Here is an 18,694-nt window from a genome sequence, read left to right as displayed (position 1 = left end):
GGCCGATCTTCCAACTCGTCATGCCGTATTTCCCGGAAGACTGCCGATTGGGGTGGCCGGGGTCGAGCGGAGCGTGCCGCCGGTCGGGAGGCGATCGCCACCGGGGGCCGCTGCGCGGACCCCGGCCACCCCGGCCACGGTTCGGGGGGATTCGGAGGGGGCTCGGGAGGGCCCGGGATTCGGCCCGGTGCGCTCCGGGGCGGCCGGGGTCGGCGCCGGGGGATCGTTCCGCAGGGCGTGATTGTCGTTCGGCTTGCGGCGATCGGATGGCGAGTCGGGGGCCGTCCGGGGCGGCTCGTTTCGGTGATCGGCGGCGGCCGGAGACGCGGGGGGCTCGGGGGCGGAGGCGGGGGGCTCGGGGCCCCGGGCCGGGGGCGGCGGGGTCGGCTGGGGCTCGGCCCGGCGGCGGGGGGAGTGGGCCCGACGCCACTGGCGGTCGTCGTCCTTGCTCCGCTCGACCCGGATCCGCATCACCTGGTCCAGCCCCCGGACCATCTCCGAGAACGCCTCCCGGCGGTAGCGCTGGCGGAGCTGCCCCTCCTTGCTCGTGTCCACCCGGCCGGTCCGGGCCGCGGCCTCCCCCTCCGGGCCGTCCTGCTCCTGCCAGAGCCGCTCCCGCAGCGCCTCCAGGCGGTCGAACTCCCGGGCGATCAGGCCCCGCAACGCCGACCGGGCGGCGACGGGGTCGGTGGGCAGGCGGTCGACGGTGCGGCCGAGGGTGGGCAGGCCGCAGGCGGCGAGCATCAGGTGGTAGAAGGCCCGGGCGGCCGGGTCGCCGTCGAGGCCGGGGGGGTCGGGGGAATAGCCGCGCAGGGTCATGGCCAGGTCCTGGTCCCGGGGGTGCCAGCCCAGGCCCTGGGCCAGCCGGGCGTCCAGGCGGGACCAGTGGCGTTGGAGCCACTCACAGCCGAAGGAGCAGGACTGCAGGTCGGCCGCGACGTTGACCGGGTCGGCCCGCAGGTCCTGGGCCTTGCGGCGGGCGGCGTGCTGCTTGCGGCGGGCCCAGCGGCGGACGGCGTCGCGGGAGGCCTCCTCGAGGGCGGCGTCCTCGGCGACCCGGCAGCGCTCGAGGCGGGCGAAGGCGGCGGCGGAGGCGCGGATGAGGGCGCCCTCGGCCTCGACCTCGGGTCGGAGTTCGTCGGCCCAGCGGTCGGCGAAGCCCTGCATGGCGGCGGCCTCGGCCTCGGAGTCGGGCAGCGCGGCGGTCAGGCCGTGGAGCCGGGCGTTGTGCCGGCTCCGCAGGCGGCTGGAGGGGGAGCGGTCCCGGGCGTTCGAACGCGAGGGCTGGGGCTGGTGGGCGGCGTCGTCGGCGCTCATGGTGAAACCTCGACTCGGTGCGGGTGCGGGGGGCCGCCCCGGGGCAGCCGGGGGGCGTCGGCCCGCCCGTCGCGAGGTGGCGACGACGGCCCGGGCGTGGGCCCCCTCACGAAATCATCGTGTCGAGGGGCCGATTCAGTCACAAAAACCGGCGACGGCCGGGGAAAATCCCCGGCCGGGGGGCCCGGAGGGGACGGCGTGCAGGCCCTCCTTGGGGCCGCATTTCCGGGAAAAGTGCTTGCGTCATCGCAGATCGATTGGAGAATGTGATCGTTGATGGACGTCATCGGGCGTGATGGGTCGATTGGGTCGATATGCGTTGGGAGGTGAGAGATGATGGCGGTCGCGTTGCCCGGGATCCTCGCGGCGGCGGTGGCGGGGGCGGCGGCCCCGGAATACCCGGAGATCCAGTTCGTGCAGTCGAGCCAGACCGGGCTCCACGTCGCGTTGCAGCCGTTCGACGACCACTACCGGATCTATTTCCTAGCCCAGGTGGGCGACTGGGCCGGCCGGCAGGTGTTCGCCCGGATCCGCTGCGAGGCCGGCCCGGGCCAGCCCGGGGGGGGCCACGAGTGGGCCACCTCGACGATCGTCGAGGTGGAGACGGACGACGACGTTTGGGCCTTTTCCTTCCGGGTCCCGAAGTTTCGGCAATGGGACGCGGCCTACCAGGTCGAGGTCGGCCCGTACCGGCCGTACGAGGTGAATGACCTCGACGTGCAGGGGGGGAAGGTCTTTGCCTGGGAGGTCGCACGCGACCAGGCCGGGGATGCGGACATCCGCGATACCAGGCCCGACGGTAGCAGGATCTCCCTGCCGACGTGGACCAAGGTGCCGATCATCGAGGGGGGCCAGGTTCGCGTCACCTACCGAGATGGGGTCGGATACCCCCCGCCGCGGCCCGTTCCCCTGGAGTTCGGCGTAGTCGAGGCGGGGCCGATGGACGGCGAGCGCATGGTGAGGAGGGTGAATTGAGCGGTGCCAACACCAGGGGAGGGGGCCAGGGGAGGACCATCGCGGACCTCAGTCGGCGGGCGATGGGGGCGGCGGCCCTCGCTTTCTGCGCCCTGCTGATGCTGATGCTGGGGTACCTGCTCGTCGTCGTGGTCCGGCCGATGACGCGGCCGACGCCGTTCTTCCAGGAACTGACCCGGCAGTACTCCCGGCAGCTCGACGAGGCCGAGGCCGGGGGCCCGGGGGAGGTCGACGAGACGACGGTGGACCTGGCGATCATCCTCGAATACGCCAGTGCCGACATCCGGACGGCGGGGGTGCAGATCTCGTTCGCGCTGGTCTCGGGGCTGTTCTTCTCGGGGATCGGGGTGCTGCTCTTCTCGGCCGGGGTCTCGGGGGCGCTGGACCTGTCGGGGAACCGGGGCCGGACGAGGTTCAGCCTGACGACGGCCGCCCCGGGGATCGTCTGCATCCTGCTGGGGGCGGTGATCATCAGCTTCGGCGTCCTGAAGGACGTCAGCCGGTCGCTGGCCGCGGAGGTCCGGCGCGGGCTGGACGTCCGGCTCGAAGCCAGGCAGGAGGAGACGACCCCGGCCACGGAGGGCTTGCCGCCCCGGCCGGGTCTCGATGAGGATGCCGCGGCCGGGCCCGCCGCCGACGGCGCGGGGACGCCCTCGGTCTGAGTCCGGCCGGGCGGTCAGATGACCGACCGGAAGAACTCCAGCGTCTTCTCCAGGCCCTCGGCGCGGTCGACCTTGGGCTCCCAGCCGAGGATCTCCCGGGCCCGGGTGATGTCGGGCCTGCGGCGCTTGGGGTCGTCCTGGGGGAGCGGGCGGTAGTCGATAGTGCTCCGGGTGTTGGGCACCATCGCGATGATCTCCTCGGCCAGCTCCAGCACGGTGATCTCCGACGGGTTGCCGATGTTCACCGGCATCGACTCCTCGGAGAGCAGCAGGCGGTAGATGCCGTCCACCAGGTCGGTGACGTAGCAGAAGCTGCGCGTCTGCTGCCCCTCGCCGAAGACCGTCAGCGGCTCGCCCCGGAGCACCTGGCTCATGAAGGCGGGGAGCACCCGGCCGTCGTTGAGCCGCATCCGGGGGCCGTAGGTGTTGAAGATCCGGACGATCCGGGTCTGCACGCCGTGGAACCGGTGGTAGGCCATCGTGATGGCCTCGGCGAACCGCTTCGCCTCGTCGTAGCACCCCCGGGGGCCGATCGTGTTGACGTTGCCCCAGTAGTCCTCGCGCTGGGGGTGGACCTCCGGGTCGCCGTAGATCTCCGAGGTGCTGGCCAGCAGGAACCGCGCGTCCTTGGCCTTGGCCAGCCCCAGGGCGTTGTGCGTGCCGAGCGAGCCGACCTTCAGGGTCGGGATCGGGTGGGCCAGGTAGTCCGCCGGGCTGGCCGGGCTGGCGAAGTGGAGCACGGCGTCGACCGGCCCGTCGATCGTCACCGGCTCGGAGATGTTGTGCAGGACGAACGAGAAGCGCGGGTGGTCCCGCAGGTGGGCGATGTTTCGCTCCAGGCCGGTCAGCAGGTTGTCCAGGCAGACGACCTCGTGCCCCTCGGCCAGGAACCGCTCGCAGAGGTGCGAGCCCACGAACCCCGCCCCGCCGGTGATCACCGTCCTCACGTCCGTACCCTCCCGGGATGCATCCTCGTCGCCCGAACACCTCGGGCGCTAACACCATAGTTCTCGGGACGCCGGGGCGACAAGCCGAACTTGGCGGGGGGGGACGCCTCAGCCGCGGCCCCCCGGGCGGCCTTGACGCCTGCCGAGGGATTCGAGCAGCGCGAACTGCGCCATCAGCAGGGGCACGATCAGCATCGCCGCGTACCCCTGCCGGGGCGTCCCCACCGGGCCGAAGTCCTGGCCCGGGGCCAGCACGTCGAGGGCCGAGAAGGCGGCCAGGCCCGCCAGGCCGACCGAGAGCATCATGGCCTGGATCGCCGGGAACGGCCGCACCCGGTCTCGCCTCGCCCAGAGCCAGATCCCCACCCCGTTGGCCGCGGCGAAGCAGGCGAGCCAGGCCGCCGAGACGGCCGGGGCCCGGCTCGCCATGAACGCCGCCCCGACCACCAGCCAGGCCGTCGACCCGAGCAGGCCGCCGAACCAGCCGCCCCGGTCCCAGCGGAACGGACCCGTCCCCTCCCTCGGCTGAGTCGTCGCCATCCCGTCCCCCCGTTCAGCCCCGGCCGAGCCGCAGCAGGTCCTCCATCGAGTACCGGCCCGGCGGCTTGCCGGCGAGGAACCGCGCCGCGTCCAGCGCCCCCCGGGCGAAGCCGTCCCGGTTCAAGGCCCGGTGCGACAGCTCCAGGCACTCCCCCATCAGGCCGAAGACGACGGTGTGCTCGCCCGGGTTGTCGCCGGTGCGGAGCGCATGCAGGCCGATCTCGCCGGCCGGACGCTCGCCGACCTGGCCGTGCCGGCCGTGCACGAATCGATCGGTGCCGATCGCCTCCGCCGCCACCTCGGCCAGCCTCAGGGCCGTCCCGCTCGGCGCGTCCTTCTTGAACCGGTGGTGACGCTCGACGACCTCGATGTCGGCCGAATCGCCCAGCACCCGGCTCGCCTCGCCGACCAGATGCATCAGCAGGTTCACGGCCTTGCTGAAGTTCGACGCCACCAGGATCGGGATCCGGTCGGTCAGCCGGTCCAGCTCGGCCCGCTGCCCCGGCTCGAACCCCGTCGTGCCCACGACCAGGGGGATCCCCCGCTCGGCGCAGCTCGACGCGATCGCCAGCGACGCCCCCGGCGCCGAGAAGTCGATGAGCACGTCGATCGGCCCGTCGATCCGGTCGACCAGCGGCATGCCGACCGGCCCCAGGCCGGCGATCGGCCCGACGTCCTCCCCCATTCGGGCGTGCCCCGGCCGCTCGATCGCGGCGGAGAGGGCCAGGTCCTCGGCCTCGGCGATGAGCTGGATGATCCGGAGGCCCATCCGGCCGGTGGCGCCGTGCATGGCGACGCCCAGGGGTCCGCGACTCACGGTGGGACGCCTCCTTCGGGGGGTTCAAATGTAGTTTTGTTGATTTGTCGGCCTCGGCCGGGGGCCCCCGGCCCGACGCCGCCCCATGATAGCCGAGGGCCGTCGGCCCATCCACCTCGGCGGCACGGGAATCGCTCGGCAGGCGGCGGGCCGCGACGGGCCCGGCGGCGGCGCCGGAGCCGGCAGGACGCGAACGCAGGGCATCGGCCCGCCCCCCGGCCGTCCGGCCGGGCGGGGGCCTGACGGATCGAGGCACCGCATGTTCCGGATGATCGGGATCGTCGTGACGAGGACCTGGCCGCTCTGGCTGCTCGCCTGGGCGGCCGTCTTCGCGGCGGGATGGCGGCTCGCCCCGGACTGGGACGAGGTGGCCGACGACGGGGTCTTCCAGTTCCTCCCTGACGAGTTGCCGAGCCGGAGGGCCGAGGACCTGATGCGCCTCGCCTTCCCCGACGGCCAGTCCGACAGCGCCATCGTCATCCTCGCCCGCCGGCCCGACCGGCCGCTCGGCCCCGAGGACGAGGCGTTCCTCCGGGACCGGCTCGTCCCCGGCCTGGAACAAATCGCGGCCGACCTCGGCCCCGGGCCCCGGCCCGACCCGCTGGTCGACGACGGCCGGCATGCCGGTGAGCCCGACGCCGACGCCGACGCCATGCCCGAGGAGCCCGAGACCGACGCCGACGCCGAGCCCGACGCCGGGGAAGACGCCGCCCCGGGCGAGGCCCGAGGGCCCCGGGCCCTCCCCGACGCGACTCCGGGACCGGGCGAGGGGGAGCGGCCGGAGGTCATCCGCATCCGGTCGCTGGCCAACGACGTCGAGCGGCCGGTGCTCGTCAGCGAGGACGGCCGGGCGACGATCGTCCAGATCGAGCTGGGCTCCAGCTTCATGGACCGCTCCAACCGGCTGGTCGTCGAGCCGGCCCGGGCCCTGGTCGACCGCCTGCGCCGGGGCGGGGACGCGCCCCGGGGCCTGGAACTGGCCGTCACGGGAAGCGCCGTGGTCGGCCACGACATCAACGCCCGGGAGGACGTCAGCGCCCGGGTGATCGAGCGATGGACCATCTGGTGGGTGCTCCTGCTGCTGCTGGCCGTCCACCGGGCCCCGCTGCTGGCCCTCGTCCAGGTGGTCACCGTCTTCGTCGCCATGCAGGTGACGCTCTCCCTGCTCGCCCTGATGGCCCGGGCCGGGTGGATCGAGCTGTTCGAGAGCCTGGACGTGTACACGACGGTCCTCGTCTATGGGGCCGGCATCGACTACAGCCTGTTCCTGATCTCCCGGTACCGGGAGCGGCTGGGGGAGGGCGTCCCGCCCCGGGAGGCGATGGTCGAGGCGATCGGCCGGGTCGGCCTGGCCGTCACGATCAGCGCCGGGACGGCGATTGTCGCCATCGGCACGCTCCTGTTCGCCGACTTCGGCATGTTCTCCCGGGCCGGGTTCACGATCCCCTTCGGCCTGTTCGTCATGCTCCTCGCCTCGCTGACGGTGACGCCGGCCCTGCTGCTGATCCTGGGGCACATCGCGGCCTGGCCCTCCCGGGCCGGGCGGGTCGACCCCCTGGCCGGGATCTGGCGCCGGCTCGGCGGCGGCCTGACGAGGCGGCCGGGCCTGATCTGGGCCGCGTCGCTGGCGGCGATGCTCCCCTTCGCGGCCTTCGGCGCCCGGCATCGCGACGAGCTGAGCTACGCGCCGATGTCGGAGATCCCCGGCGACGCCGCCAGCGTCTCGGCCGTGGGGCTGCTGGAGGAGCACTTCCCCGCCGGGCTGGCCGGCCCCCTCACGGTGGTCCTCCGGGCCGAGGGGGTCGACTTCTCCTCGGACGAGGGGATCGCCCTGGTCGACCGCCTCTCCGACGGGATCCTCGCCCGCAAGGACGAGCTGGGGCTGGCCGGTCTCCGCAGCGTGGCCGACGGCTTCGGCGAGTCCCTCACCCCCGAGCAGCAGGAGGCCGAGCGTCGGGAGCGGCAGCGGGAGCCCGGCCTCGGCCGGGCGATCGGCAACCTCATGGTCGGCGCGACCGACGCCCTGGTCCCCGGCGCCCCGTCGGAGCAGGCGATGGCCGCCCTCCGCGAGCGGGCCGTCTCCGAGTACGTCGGCGGCCCCGACGGGCACCGGGACGCCACCCGGCTGGTCGTCGTGCCCTCCTACGACCCCTTCGGCGACTCCGCCCTCGACGGGGTCTCCCGGCTCCGGGAGGCCGTCGTCGAGGCCCTCCCCGAGGGCCTCTCGGGCGCCGAGGTGGCCGTCGCCGGCCCCTCGGCCAGCCTCCGAGACCTCCGGGACGTCTCCCGGGTCGACCGCCGTCGGATTTACCTGTACGCGACCGCCGGGGTGACGCTGGTGCTGGTCGTGCTGCTGCGCCGGCTGGCCGTGTCGCTCTACCTCGTCGGCACGGTCCTGCTGGGCTACCTCGTGACGCTCGGCGTGACGATCCTCGTCTTCCGGGCGATCGAGGGGCCCGGCTACGACGGCATCGACTGGACCGTGCCCGTCTTCCTGTTCACGCTGCTCATGGCGGTCGGCGCCGACTATAACGTCTTCCTCGTCGCCCGGGTCGACGAGGAGCAGGAGAGGCTCGGGCCGGTGCCGGGGGTGCTGGCCGGGCTGTCGAAGACCGGCGGCATCATCTCCGGCTGCGGCGTGATCATGGCCGGCACGTTCGCCGCGTTGATCTGGGGGGGGACGCTGTCGAGCCTGGACCAGCTCGGCTTCGCGCTGGTCTTCGGCGTCCTGCTGGACACCTTCTTCATCCGGCCCCTGCTCGTGCCGTCGTACCTGATCCTGATCCACGGCGGCCGGCTCGGCCGGCTCGGCCGCCTGCTCGGCGGCCGGCCCGACCACCGGCCCGCCGTCGAGCAGCCCGCCGGGGCGGCGGCGGAGTGATCCCGGATCGCCCGGGTCGGTGGCCGCCGACCCGGGCGCCCCGGCCTCGGCCCCGGCCCCGGGGCCTCCCGATCGGTCGGGTCAGGCCGAGGGGTCGGAATACAGCCCGATGGTCCGGATGATCGCGTCCAGCTCGTTGGGGACGACGACCGGCCGGTTGGCGAACCCGGCCCGCTTCACGCCCCGGGAGCCGAGCACCCGGTCGAACTCCTCGCGGTCGGAGGAGTGGTAGGCGACCGTCGCGTTCGGGTCCTTCAGCTGGTGGCCGGTGAGGATGCAGACGACCCGGTCGCCCGGGGCGATGATCCCCTCCTCCCTCAGCCGCTTCGCCCCCGCCACGCTCGCCGCCGAGGCGGGCTCGCACCCGAGCCCCCCGGCGCCCACCCGGGCCTTGGCGTCCATGATCTCCTGGTCGGAGACCTGCCGGACCACGCCGTCGCAGACGTCCAGCGCCCGCAGGCACTTCTTCAGGTTCACCGGCCGGTTGATCTCGATCGCCGAGGCGATCGTCGAGGCCCGGATGTGCTCCAGGTCCAGCCGGTCGTAGTACGCCTTGGAGATCGACTCGTCCGGCAGGCCGCTGTTCCAGGCCATCCGGTGCGTGCCGACCAGCTGGTCCAGGGTCTGCGCCCCGGCGGCGTTGATCACCGCCAGCCGGGGGATCCGGTCGATCAGGCCCAGGTACTTCAGCTCCTGGAACGCCTTGCCGAAGGCCGACGAATTGCCCAGGTTCCCCCCGGGCACGACGATCCAGTCGGGCACCTCCCAGGCCATCGCCTCCAGCACCCGGAACATGATCGACTTCTGCCCCTCCAGGCGGAAGGGATTCACCGAGTTCATCAGGTAGATGCCCAGCCGGTCGGACACCTCCCGGACCCGCATCAGGGCGTCGTCGAAGTCGCCGACGATCTGGATCGTCAGCGCCCCGTGGTCCAGCGCCTGGGAGAGCTTGCCGTAGGCGATCTTCCCCGAGCCGATGAAGATGATCGCCTTGAAGCCGAAGTCCGTGGCCGAGCAGAAGACCGCCAGCGACGCCGAGGTGTTCCCCGTGCTGGCGCAGGCCACCCGGCGGGCGCCGACCATCCTCGCGTGCGAGAAGGCGGCGGTCATCCCGTTGTCCTTGAAGCTGCCCGAGGGGTTCATCCCCTCGTATTGCAGCAGCAGGTTGCCGTCGTCGACGCCCACGTATCGCGCCGCCAGGTCCGAGGGGCGCAGCAGCGTCTGGCCCTCGCCGATGGTGACGATCCGGTCCTTCGGGGCGAACGGCAACAGGTCGTAGAACCGCCAGACGCCGGAGAAGCACAGCGGGTCCAGCCTCCGGGACCACTTCGCCTCGAAGTCGGCCAGCCGGGACGGCACGGGCAGGCGGTCCCAGTCGTAGACGACGTCCAGCAGGTCGCCGCAGTCCGGGCAGGAGAAGACCGCCCGATCGACGGGGAGGGTGGCGGCGCAGCTGGGGTTGATGCAGCGCTGGAAGGCCAGGTCGGTGTCGGTGATCCGGGCCGGGGAAGGGGCGTGGGCGGGCATCGCGGTCCTCGCGGCGTGGCGGTCCGGCCGGCCACGAGACGGCCCCCGACCCGGTCGGCCGGGCCCATCGGCCCGGTCGACCCGTCCGGCCGTCTCGGAGGGCGCCGGGACTCCCACTCTACCGGGCGGCTCGGCCGGCCGACAAGGACGGATCGCCCTCGGGCCCCCCCCCCTCCCCGCCCCCCCGAGGGGCCTCGCCCCCGGCCCCCGGCTCCCGGAGCAGCCGGCGGTAGACCTCCTCCCGGTGGATCGCCACCGACTCGGGCGCCTCGATCCCCAGCCGGACCTTGTCCCCGTGGATCCGGACCACCGTCAGGACCACGTCGTCGCCGATCCGAATCCGTTCCCCGATCTTGCGGCTCAAGACCAACATGGTGCGGGACCTCCTGCGTCCTCGGGGTCGGTGCGGGCCTTCCATCCGGGCCGGACGGATTATAGTGTACGCCTGATCCGATTCAAGGCCGGTCCCCGGGCCGATCGCCCCGGGCCCGGCGCGGACGAGCGGCGCGGACCGGTCCGGCGACCGCATCGACCTTGCTCGTCTTCGAGCGAGCGATCACGCGTGCTCCGGAAGGCTTACGACCGGTCCCCACCCCTGTGACCGGCGACTTCGGCGGTCGTCAGGCGAGATCAACTTGACCGATCGGTATACTACGTATAATTACGGAGGAATGCCCCACGCGCCTTCCGCCTTCACGGCCCCCGATCGACCCCGGTCGGCGGCCCCTCCCCTTCCCAGAGGATCCCGGTTTCTCCATGGCTGCAAAGTCGACCACCGCGACCAAGGCGCGCCCCGCGACCAAGCCGGCGGCCACCGCCGCCGCGACCCGACGACCGGCCCCCAAGCGGGGCAAGGGCCCCTCGGCCAGCGTCCGGCAGGCCGCGGAGCTGCTCAAGCAGGTCTCCGACCCGACCCGGCTGCAGGTGCTGATGCTCCTGACCGAGAAGGAGCGCAACGTCTCCGAGCTGTGCGCCGACCTCGGCTCCACCAGCCAGCCGGCCGTCAGCCACCACCTCGCCCTGCTCCGCCACGGCCGGCTCATCGAGCCCCGGCGCATGGGCAAGCACAACTACTACTACCTCACCGACGGCGGCCGGGAGCTCTCCCGGATCATCGACGCCATCGTCTGAGCCGACCCGACCCCTCCGGCCGGCCGGCCGACCGGACCGCGGTCGTCCCGGAGTCCCGCCCTCGACCCCGAATCCGAACGGGCCCCTTTCCCCCTCTCCCGGAGCGGGGCCGATCCCCCGACAGGCGTCCAGGACGTCCCCCCGGACCGGGCCGGGGCAAGCCGCATCCAGGCCGAGAACCCGGCCAGGGCGACCGGCTACCCTCGCGCGCCGTTCTCGTGATCTCCGAGCCGATCCGGGCCGGGCGGATCGGCTCGGCGTCCGGCCCCCGGACGTCCGGGGGACGGCCCGGGGCCGTCGCGGCTCGTCTCGGCCGGTGACCCGCCGGGCGTGTCCCGGCACCGGGGCATGCGTCTCGCCGCCCCGGCCTCGCCGTCCGGGGGGCCGGCTCCCGTGCGAATCGGCCTGAGGTTCGGGCGTGATCGGATTGGTCAGGGTTGGGCCGTCGGGGCCGGCTCCGGCGCGTCGGGGACGGTCAAGAGGTCCTGGACCCGCTCGACGCCGACGGTCTCCACCGCCAGTCGGACGGCCTTGCGCCTCAACTCGGCGTCGGCCACCGTGCCGTGCAGCACGGCGAGGTCCCCCTCCCGGATCTCCACGGCGATCTCGGAGTCGGTGAGCGCCTTGTCCCAGCGGATCCGGCTGTAGACCCGGGCCTCGACCCCCAGCCCCTCCACCCGCTGCTGGGCCTCGGCGAACCGTCGTCGGACGTCCTCCGAGAGGCCCTCGAAGTTCTTCCGGAGCGAATTGAAGAGGTCGTCGACGCGGGATCCGACCCGCTCTCCCGCCCCTTCGCCCTCCTGTGGCCGTCCCATCGCGGGCGGCCCGGGCCCGAGGGCCGCCGCCGCCAGCCCGATTGCGAGCAGGGGGGCGGCCACCTTGAGCCTTCGGCGATCGATTCGAGTACGCATCGGCGGTCCCTCCTCGACGGCCCGGCGCCGCGATCGTTCGCGGGGCCGGGGCCGCCCGTCATCGGGGAGATCCGCGGTGCAAGCCGCGCGCCGAGCCCCGACCGGGCGGATCGGGGCCGGCGACTGGCCCAGGACGCATGACCGAGGGCAGCCGTCCCGCGTCCCCCGGGCCGGGGGAGGGTCCGGTCGCCTCGGGCACCGTGGTCGGGGCCCGGGACGGTGGCGGGGCTCCCGGCGAGGGGCCCGGACGACCCGAGGCCGCCGGGGCCCCCCGTCAGGAATTCGCCAGCAGGTGCTTCACGAACGCCAGGCCGTGGTCGATGTCCCGGATCCGGGCCGGCTGGTCGCCCACCTCGCGCTCGATCAGCATCGGGCCGTCGAAGCCGATCGACTTCAGGGCGGCGAGGAACCGGGGGAAGTCCACCTCCCCCCGGCCGAGCGGCACCTCCTCCCCCCAGTGGCCGGGCGTGGTGGGGCGCCTCGCGTCCTTGAGGTGGACGCTCCGGATGTCGGGGCCGAGCAGCTCGACGGCCTTGATCGGGTCCCCCATGTCGTAGAGCAGCATGTTGGCCGGGTCGAAGTTGACCTTCAGGCTGGGGGAGGCCAGCTCGTCGAGGGTCGCCCGGAGCAGCTCGGCCGGCTCCTGGCCGGTCTCGAAAGCGAGCGTGATCCCCTGCTCGGCGGCGAGGCGGCCGGCCTCCCGGAGGGTGTCGAGGAAGGCGTCGCGGTCGGGTTGGCCGGGCTCGGGGATGAACCCGGCGTGGAGCATCAGGTCGGAGAGGCCGAGGTCCTCGGTCCGCCCCAGGGCCCACCGGAGCCGGTCCATCCGCTCCCGCCTGAGGGGGACGGGGCCGAAGCCGCCGGTCTCCTTGATCGTCTGGGGGGTCGTGTAATCCTCCCCGGGGAAGCCGAGCATGGCCCCGGTCATGACGAAGTCGGCCTCCCGGGCCGCCCGGGGCATGGCGTCCCCCTCGTCCCAGGCCGCGTGGTGCGGATCCCCGCAGGCGATCTGGGTCGCCTTCACCCCCAGCTCGGCCAGCAGCCGGTTCAATTCCGGGATGCTCGTCACCTGGAGGCTCCAGCTGCACACCCCCAAGCTCAGGTGGGACGATTCGGCACTCGGCACGGCGGCACCTCGCAGGTTGGGTCGGGTCGGGCGGGATTGGATTTCGGGTCGGGTCGGGGGCGGGGCGACGACGGCCGTCGCCCCCTGACGTTCGCCCCATTCATACCATCGCCCGCCCCCCGTCGGCATCCCCCCGCCCCGAGGCGCCCCGGCCCCGGGCGGATCCGCCGGGTCACCGGCGGATCCGCCTTGCCCGAACGTGTACGCTAGGGACGGGCGGGGAGCCTCCCGATGCGGCCGGGTGTCGGCCGGGGGACGGGGCCCGGACGCCCCGGCCGACGATCGCATCGAGGAGCTCGCAACCGAATGTCCTGGTCCATCAAGCTCGGCAGGCTGGCGGGCATCCCGCTGTTCGTCCACTGGACCTTCCTGATCCTGCTGGCGTTCATCGGCGTCCGGGCCTATGCCGTCAGCGGGGAGGACCTCGGCGCGGCCCTCCGGGCGGTGCTGATGGTCGTCGCCGTCTTCGGCTGCGTCGTGCTCCACGAGCTGGGCCACGCCCTGATGGCCCGGCGCTTCGGCGTGCCGACGGCCGACATCACCCTGCTCCCCATCGGCGGCGTCGCCCGCCTCCAACGGATCCCGGAGAAGCCCGGCCAGGAGCTGCTCGTCGCCCTGGCCGGCCCGGCGGTGAACGTGGTGATCGCGGCGGTCCTGGTCGGCGGCCTGCTGCTCTCCCGCAACGACCTGGCCGACATGATCCCCAGCGTCAATCTCTTCGACCCCGACGACAACCCGTTCGCCACCCTGGCGTTCATCAACGTCTTCCTCGTCCTCTTCAACCTCATCCCGGCCTTCCCGATGGACGGCGGCCGGGTCCTCCGGGCCCTGCTGGCGATGGCCATGCCCTACGCCCGGGCCACCCGCCTGGCCGCGACGATCGGCCAGTCCCTGGCCATCGGCTTCGGCTTCCTCGGGCTGGTCTCCAACCCGTTCCTGCTGCTGATCGCCCTGTTCGTCTGGATCGGCGCCGAGGCCGAGGCCCGGCAGGTCGAGGAGCGGGTGAACCTCCAGGGGGCCCGGATCCGGGACGCGATGCTCACCGAGTACCACACGCTCGCCCCCGACGACTCGCTCGGCCACGCCGCGAGCCTGCTGCTGGCCGGGTCGCAGCAGGACTTCCCCGTGGTCGAGGACGCCGACCGCCAGAAGCCGGTCGGCGTCCTGACCCGGTCGAGCCTGATGGACGGCCTCTCGAAGGCCGGCCGGGACGGCCGGGTCTCCGACTTCTCCCGGCCGAAGCTGGGCACCATCGAGGTCGACGCCCCGATCGTCCCTGCCCTGGCCCGGCTCCGGGAGGGCGAGGGCCCCTGCCTCCAGGTCGTCGACGGCCTCCAGCGGCCGATCGGCCTGCTGACCCTGGAGAACATCGGCGAGTTCATCATGGTCCGGACCGCGCTGCAGGGCTCCCAGGCCCCGGAGGCACGCGCCCCGGTGCCCCTCCCCTTCGAGTCCGGTCGGCCCGACCCCGCCGCCCGGGCCTGAGCCGAGCCAACTCCCGGCCGCCGGGCGACCGGACTGACCTGATCACTGACTGGGGCCGCCGACGGATGCCGGGTGCCGATCGTCCGATCCGACCCTCGCCCCCGTCCCCGGGGGAGAGGGTGGGCGAAGCCCGGGTGAGGGGGGCTCGGAGGGATCGCAAGGCCCCGCGACCACTCGAAGACCCCTCACCCCAACCCTCTCCCCGCTTGCGGGGAGAGGGGGACGGAGGGCCCATCGAGGGGGCGGCCAGGGCTCCGACGGGCGGTCGGCCGTCTCGTCGCGGCAATGGGCGGGAGTCATCGACGTGCCCTTATCACTCGGATCCCGCTCAACTCCGGCCAACCCGACGGTTCAGCCTCCCGGGCCACTCGGCTCGATCGAGGCAGTTCGGGAGCCGATCAGCGCGGCCGGGCCCTCGGCCAGTGGATCTCGGCCCCCTGCCGGGTCAGCGCGGCCTGGAATTCCCGGAGCCGCTCCGGGGTGTTGCGGACCTGTCGGGGAGAAAGGCCCCGGTCGAGGCAGAAGGCGGCCAGCGCACCGGCCGCCTCGCCGATGGCCCACTCGACCGGGTGCAGCCGGTAGCAACCGTTGGTGACGTGCGTCGTCCCCGGGTTCTTGCAGGCGGGCAGCAGGTTCTCGACCCGCCTCGGGATGAGCGCGCCGAGCGGGATCTCGAACGGCAGGGACCCCACGTCGATGTAGTTGTCCCCCCCCGTGCTCGGGTGCAGGTCGATCCGGTAGCTGCCCACCCCCACGCTGTCCGGGAAGGTCGCCTCGTCCGGGACCTCCCCCTCGGCCTCCCTCCTGGCCTCGACGCCGACGTGCCGCTCCAGGACCGTGAACTCGGCCTCGATCCGTCGCGACTCCCGGATGTAGGGGGACTTGGCCAGCCCGTCGCTCGTGCCCACCAGGTCCGGCCTCAGCCTCAGGCCCGGCCAGCCGACCCCGCCGTCGGGCCTCGGGCACTCGGCCTGGAGCCAGTAGAGCAGCGCCAGGCTCAGTTGCTTCCCCCGGTCGACGTGTCCCGCCGCCTCCTCGGCCGACACCCCCACGAGCGGGCCGGGAAGGTAGTCGTTCTGCGGCCAGTTGACGATCGTCACCCCGCCGGAGCCCTCGAAGGCGCCCGGCCGGAAGTTCTCCAGGTCGAGGACGCGGCGATAGGTCCACCAGCCCGAGGCGTCGCCGGTCGGGTCGAACGAGAGCGTCCGGGGCTCCAGCGTCCTCGGGTTGCTGTAGGTCAGGCTCAAGAGCGGCCCGGACCAGGGCGGCGACAGCCCGGGGACGTAATCGCGCCAGAATTCGTACCCCTCGGGGCGGTCGATCGTGTGGTCCTCGCCGGGGCGGTGCTCCATCGGGAAGCAGACGGTGATCGCCTGCTGGTTGAGCGGCTCGGCCTCCTCGGGCGCCGACCGGTCTCCGGTGCTCGACCTCGACTCGAAGCCGACCACGTGCTCGACCCCGGCCAGCTCCAGGAGGTCCCCCAGCTCGGTCGCATCCAGGATGTACGGGGCGACCACCACCCGATCGTCCCCCGTGGCCAGGTCCCGGACGGTCACCGACCGGACCCGGTCCCCCTCGACCTCGGCCGCCACCGGGAGGTGCTCCAGCAGCAGGGTCAGCCTCCCGGCGGAGGCATACGGCGCGAGCATCGCCGTCAGGGCCGCCAGGAATGCCCTCGGCTCGGCGCAGAGGGCCGAGACCGAGCCGTTGCCCGGGTCGAGGTGGGCCCGATCCCTCGCCTCGGCCGTCAGCGGGTAGTTCTTCCGGTAGTAATCCCGGGTGCGACGGCGTAACTCCGCATACGACTCGTTCCGGCCGAACTGCTCGATCCAGGGGTGCTCGTCCGGCGGCACGGCCTGGCTGGTGAGCTGGCCGCCGACCCAGTCGGTGACCTCGGTCATCACCACCGACCTCCCCGCCCGCAGGGCCGCTAGCGCCGCCGCGCATCCCCCGAGCCCCCCGCCGATCACCGCCACGTCGGCCCCGAGCTCCCGGCCCCGGTACGAGGCCGCCGAGGCGATCGGCCGTCCCCAGGTGGCCGCCATCATCGCGGCGAGCCCGGCAGTGCTATCGGTCAGGAAGCGGCGTCGGCGCATGGCATCGGTTCTCGGCGTCAAAGGCGATGGACCCGGATCGTCGGGGAGATTACACTGAAGCACGGCCCGAAAATCCAGGTCGACGACCCGGTGATTCGTCGTAAATCCTTGCGAGAGTGGCGGAACTGGTAGACGCGCAGGATTTAGGTTCCTGAGCCGAAAGGCGTGAGGGTTCGAGTCCCTCCTCTCGCATTTGCCGTCCGAGTCGGGCCCGTCGGCCCGGCCCGTCGCGGGCGTCCTCAGGCGCCCGGGATTCGAGGGGAGGGCTCACTCCCCGCCGATCCGCGTTTCCAACTGGTTCGGCACCGGCTCGACCGTCTCCCGGTGGGCGTCGACGAGCGCCCGGATGTCGGCGATCACCCCGGGGTGCTCGGCGGAGACGTCGAATCGCTCGGAGGGGTCGTGCTCCAGGTGGTAGAGCACGGGAGGGTCGTGGGCCTCTCGGTTCGTGTCGCGGCCGTAGGCCTCCTCGGTGATGAAGTGGGCCTTGTACGGGCCGAGCCGGGCGGCGTACAGCTCGGTGCCCCGGTAGTAGAGCATCGAGTCCCTCGGGCTCGGCCCGGCCCCGAAGAAGGCGGGACGGAGGTCGACGCCGTCGATCGCCCGATCGCCCGGCGGGGTGCCGCCGGCCAGCAGGATCGAGGTGACGTACAGGTCCATCGTCGCCCCCAGGTCGCGGACCATCCCCCCGGCCGGGATCGTCCCCGGCCACCAGGCGAGGAAGGGCTCCCGCATGCCCCCTTCCCAGGTGCTCCCCTTGCCGTTGCGGAGCAGCCCCGCGGTGCCCCCCTGCCGGCCGAAGACGAGCCAGGGGCCGTTGTCGCTGGTGAAGAAGACCACCGTCTCCTCCGAAATCCCCCCCTCCCGGATCGCGTCGAGCACCCGGCCGACCGACCCGTCGATCTCCTCGATCACGTCGCCATACAGCCCCCTCCGGCTGACCCCCTCGTATTCGTCCGATCGGAACAGGGGCACGTGCGGCATGCTGTGGGCCAGGTAGAGGAAGAACGGATTCCCGCCCTTGTGTTCGTCGATGAACCGGACCGCCTCGTCCGTGTAGCGCCGGGTGATCGTCCGCTGGTCGGCGGGGCGTTCGACGACCTCCGTGCCCCGCAACAGCGGCACGTTGAAGTATTCGACCCTCGGCTTGGTGATCGCCGCCCTCCCTTCGGGGGCCGACGGCAGGCGGTCCATGTCGTTGCTGTAGGGGATGCCGAAGTAGGAGTCGAACCCGTTGCTCGTCGGCAGGTACGGCGGCAGGTGGCCGAGGTGCCACTTGCCGACCATCCCGGTGTCGTACCCCAGGTCCCTCAGCGCCTCGGCCAGGGTGATCTCCGACGCCGGGATGCCGCCCGCCGAATCCGGGAACAGGACGCGCCGCTCGCCGCTGCACAGGCCCGATCGGACCGGCAGCCTGCCGGTCATGAGCGCGGCCCGGCTCGGGGTGCAGACGCTCGCCCCGACGTAGAACTGGGTCCACCGCTGCCCCTCGGCGGCCATGCGGTCCAGGTTCGGCGTGGCGATTGTCGGGTTGCCGTAGCATCCGAGGTCGCCGTAGCCGAGGTCGTCGCAGAAGATGATCACCACGTTCGGCCGGGGGGCGTCCTGCGCCTGGCTCGCCGTCGGGGCCAGGGACGAGAGCAGCAGGACCATCGGCGAGACGCTCATCGGCGGGCCTCCTCGGGGGGGATCGATCCGGGCCGGGCCCGCCACCCTATCCGATCGCCTCCCCGCGATCACCAGGCAGGCCCTGCCCGAGTTCCCGCTTCACCCCGAGTTGGCAACCATGCCGGTCGATCCGATATCATGATCACGCGGCCCCGGCCCGCCTCCCCGGGCCTCCCGACCTCGTCCCCCCGCCGTGCGGCATCCCGCAACGGACCCCGAGATGAGCACCGCCGAGACGTTCGACCGGGTGGCCCGGACCGACCGCACCTTCGAGCGTCGGGGCGCCCTCTGGGTCGGCAAGTGCCTGATCTGCAACGGCCCGATCGCCTTCGACGCCCGGACCGGCGAGGGGGCCACGCTGGAGCACATCCGGGCCCGCTCCCGAGGGGGCACCGAGGACCCCCGGAACCTCGCCCTGGTCCACGCCTCCTGCAACCACGAGAAGGGCCGACGCTGGGACCCCCGCCGCCGCCGATCGGCCGAAGACTACGACGCCTTCGTCGCCCGCCTGCTCGCCAGACGCCTCGACCGCTGGCGAGACGACCCCGGCCCCTCCCCCCGCCGGTAGCGGGCCGCCCGGATCGGCGGATCGAGGGGCCACCGGCCCCGCC

At 73.1% G+C, this 18,694-nt stretch carries 16 protein-coding genes and 1 tRNA gene; 7 read left to right on the top strand and 10 right to left on the bottom strand.

Features of this window, described 5'->3' with window-relative positions; genetic code table 11:
* Nucleotides 1-18: 18 nt before the first annotated feature.
* Nucleotides 19-1,317, bottom strand: a complete 1,299-nt coding sequence (locus ElP_RS40610; protein WP_145269468.1) for a hypothetical protein — start codon at nt 1,315-1,317, stop codon at nt 19-21.
* Nucleotides 1,318-1,650: 333 nt separating this feature from the next.
* Between ElP_RS40610 and ElP_RS11745 the strand changes: the two genes are divergently transcribed.
* Entirely contained in the window at nt 1,651-2,292 is a 642-nt protein-coding gene (locus ElP_RS11745; RefSeq protein WP_145269466.1) for a hypothetical protein, read from the top strand.
* Entirely contained in the window at nt 2,289-2,954 is a 666-nt protein-coding gene (locus tag ElP_RS11740) for a hypothetical protein (protein WP_145269464.1), read from the top strand. The genes ElP_RS11745 and ElP_RS11740 overlap by 4 nt, the downstream gene beginning before the upstream one ends.
* Before the next feature lie 14 nt (nt 2,955-2,968).
* On the opposite strand, the gene ElP_RS11735 is transcribed toward ElP_RS11740, so the two are convergent.
* The 3 genes from ElP_RS11735 to dapB all read right to left on the bottom strand — a co-directional run bounded on the left by ElP_RS11735 (nt 2,969) and on the right by dapB (nt 5,258).
* Nucleotides 2,969-3,901, bottom strand: coding sequence for a UDP-glucuronic acid decarboxylase family protein (locus tag ElP_RS11735; protein ID WP_145269462.1), 933 nt, complete (start codon nt 3,899-3,901; stop codon nt 2,969-2,971).
* A 108-nt stretch (nt 3,902-4,009) separates the two neighbouring features.
* Complete coding sequence (locus ElP_RS11730) at nt 4,010-4,441, bottom strand: hypothetical protein (RefSeq protein WP_145269460.1); 432 nt, start codon at nt 4,439-4,441, stop codon at nt 4,010-4,012.
* Nucleotides 4,442-4,454: 13 nt separating this feature from the next.
* Nucleotides 4,455-5,258, bottom strand: a complete 804-nt coding sequence (dapB, locus tag ElP_RS11725; RefSeq protein ID WP_145269458.1) for a 4-hydroxy-tetrahydrodipicolinate reductase — start codon at nt 5,256-5,258, stop codon at nt 4,455-4,457.
* 259 nt (nt 5,259-5,517) lie between these two features.
* Between dapB and ElP_RS11720 the strand changes: the two genes are divergently transcribed.
* A complete protein-coding gene (locus ElP_RS11720) occupies nt 5,518-8,139 on the top strand; it encodes an MMPL family transporter (RefSeq protein ID WP_197446910.1) in 2,622 nt (873 codons plus the stop codon).
* A gap of 81 nt (nt 8,140-8,220) precedes the next feature.
* Here the strand turns inward: ElP_RS11720 and thrC are convergent, their stop codons facing one another.
* The gene (gene thrC, locus ElP_RS11715; protein ID WP_145269454.1) at nt 8,221-9,666 is read right to left on the bottom strand and encodes a threonine synthase; all 1,446 of its coding nucleotides are present in this window, start codon (nt 9,664-9,666) and stop codon (nt 8,221-8,223) included.
* A 118-nt stretch (nt 9,667-9,784) separates the two neighbouring features.
* Nucleotides 9,785-10,039: a carbon storage regulator CsrA gene (gene csrA / locus ElP_RS40605; RefSeq protein ID WP_145269452.1), complete on the bottom strand. Its 255-nt coding sequence runs from the start codon at nt 10,037-10,039 to the stop codon at nt 9,785-9,787.
* Nucleotides 10,040-10,422: 383 nt separating this feature from the next.
* Here csrA and ElP_RS11705 point away from each other — a divergent pair, with 383 nt between their 5' ends.
* Nucleotides 10,423-10,797 (top strand): ArsR/SmtB family transcription factor, encoded by a 375-nt coding sequence (locus ElP_RS11705; protein WP_145269450.1) that lies wholly within the window; start codon nt 10,423-10,425, stop codon nt 10,795-10,797.
* A 431-nt stretch (nt 10,798-11,228) separates the two neighbouring features.
* Here the strand turns inward: ElP_RS11705 and ElP_RS11700 are convergent, their stop codons facing one another.
* Nucleotides 11,229-11,708 (bottom strand): BON domain-containing protein, encoded by a 480-nt coding sequence (locus ElP_RS11700; RefSeq protein ID WP_145269448.1) that lies wholly within the window; start codon nt 11,706-11,708, stop codon nt 11,229-11,231.
* 274 nt (nt 11,709-11,982) lie between these two features.
* On the bottom strand, nt 11,983-12,834 hold the full coding sequence (locus ElP_RS11695) for a sugar phosphate isomerase/epimerase family protein (protein WP_231749674.1): 852 nt from the start codon (nt 12,832-12,834) through the stop codon (nt 11,983-11,985).
* Between the two features lie 306 nt (nt 12,835-13,140).
* Here ElP_RS11695 and ElP_RS11690 point away from each other — a divergent pair, with 306 nt between their 5' ends.
* A complete protein-coding gene (locus ElP_RS11690) occupies nt 13,141-14,319 on the top strand; it encodes a site-2 protease family protein (protein ID WP_145269445.1) in 1,179 nt (392 codons plus the stop codon).
* 398 nt (nt 14,320-14,717) lie between these two features.
* Here ElP_RS11690 and ElP_RS11685 read toward each other — a convergent pair whose 3' ends face one another.
* Nucleotides 14,718-16,415, bottom strand: coding sequence for an FAD-dependent oxidoreductase (locus ElP_RS11685; RefSeq protein ID WP_145269443.1), 1,698 nt, complete (start codon nt 16,413-16,415; stop codon nt 14,718-14,720).
* A gap of 110 nt (nt 16,416-16,525) precedes the next feature.
* Here ElP_RS11685 and ElP_RS11680 point away from each other — a divergent pair.
* A tRNA-Leu gene (locus ElP_RS11680) sits at nt 16,526-16,607 on the top strand.
* A gap of 75 nt (nt 16,608-16,682) precedes the next feature.
* Here ElP_RS11680 and ElP_RS11675 read toward each other — a convergent pair.
* Nucleotides 16,683-18,083: a sulfatase family protein gene (locus tag ElP_RS11675; RefSeq protein WP_145269441.1), complete on the bottom strand. Its 1,401-nt coding sequence runs from the start codon at nt 18,081-18,083 to the stop codon at nt 16,683-16,685.
* A gap of 220 nt (nt 18,084-18,303) precedes the next feature.
* Between ElP_RS11675 and ElP_RS11670 the strand changes: the two genes are divergently transcribed.
* Complete coding sequence (locus ElP_RS11670) at nt 18,304-18,651, top strand: HNH endonuclease (RefSeq protein ID WP_145269440.1); 348 nt, start codon at nt 18,304-18,306, stop codon at nt 18,649-18,651.
* The last annotated feature ends 43 nt before the right edge of the window (nt 18,652-18,694 follow it).

Origin of the sequence: Tautonia plasticadhaerens (assembly GCF_007752535.1) — a bacterium.
Classification (GTDB): Bacteria; Planctomycetota; Planctomycetia; order Isosphaerales; family Isosphaeraceae; genus Tautonia; species Tautonia plasticadhaerens.
Note: the sequence above shows the minus strand (reverse complement) of the source record. Positions and strands in the feature narration are given on the sequence as shown.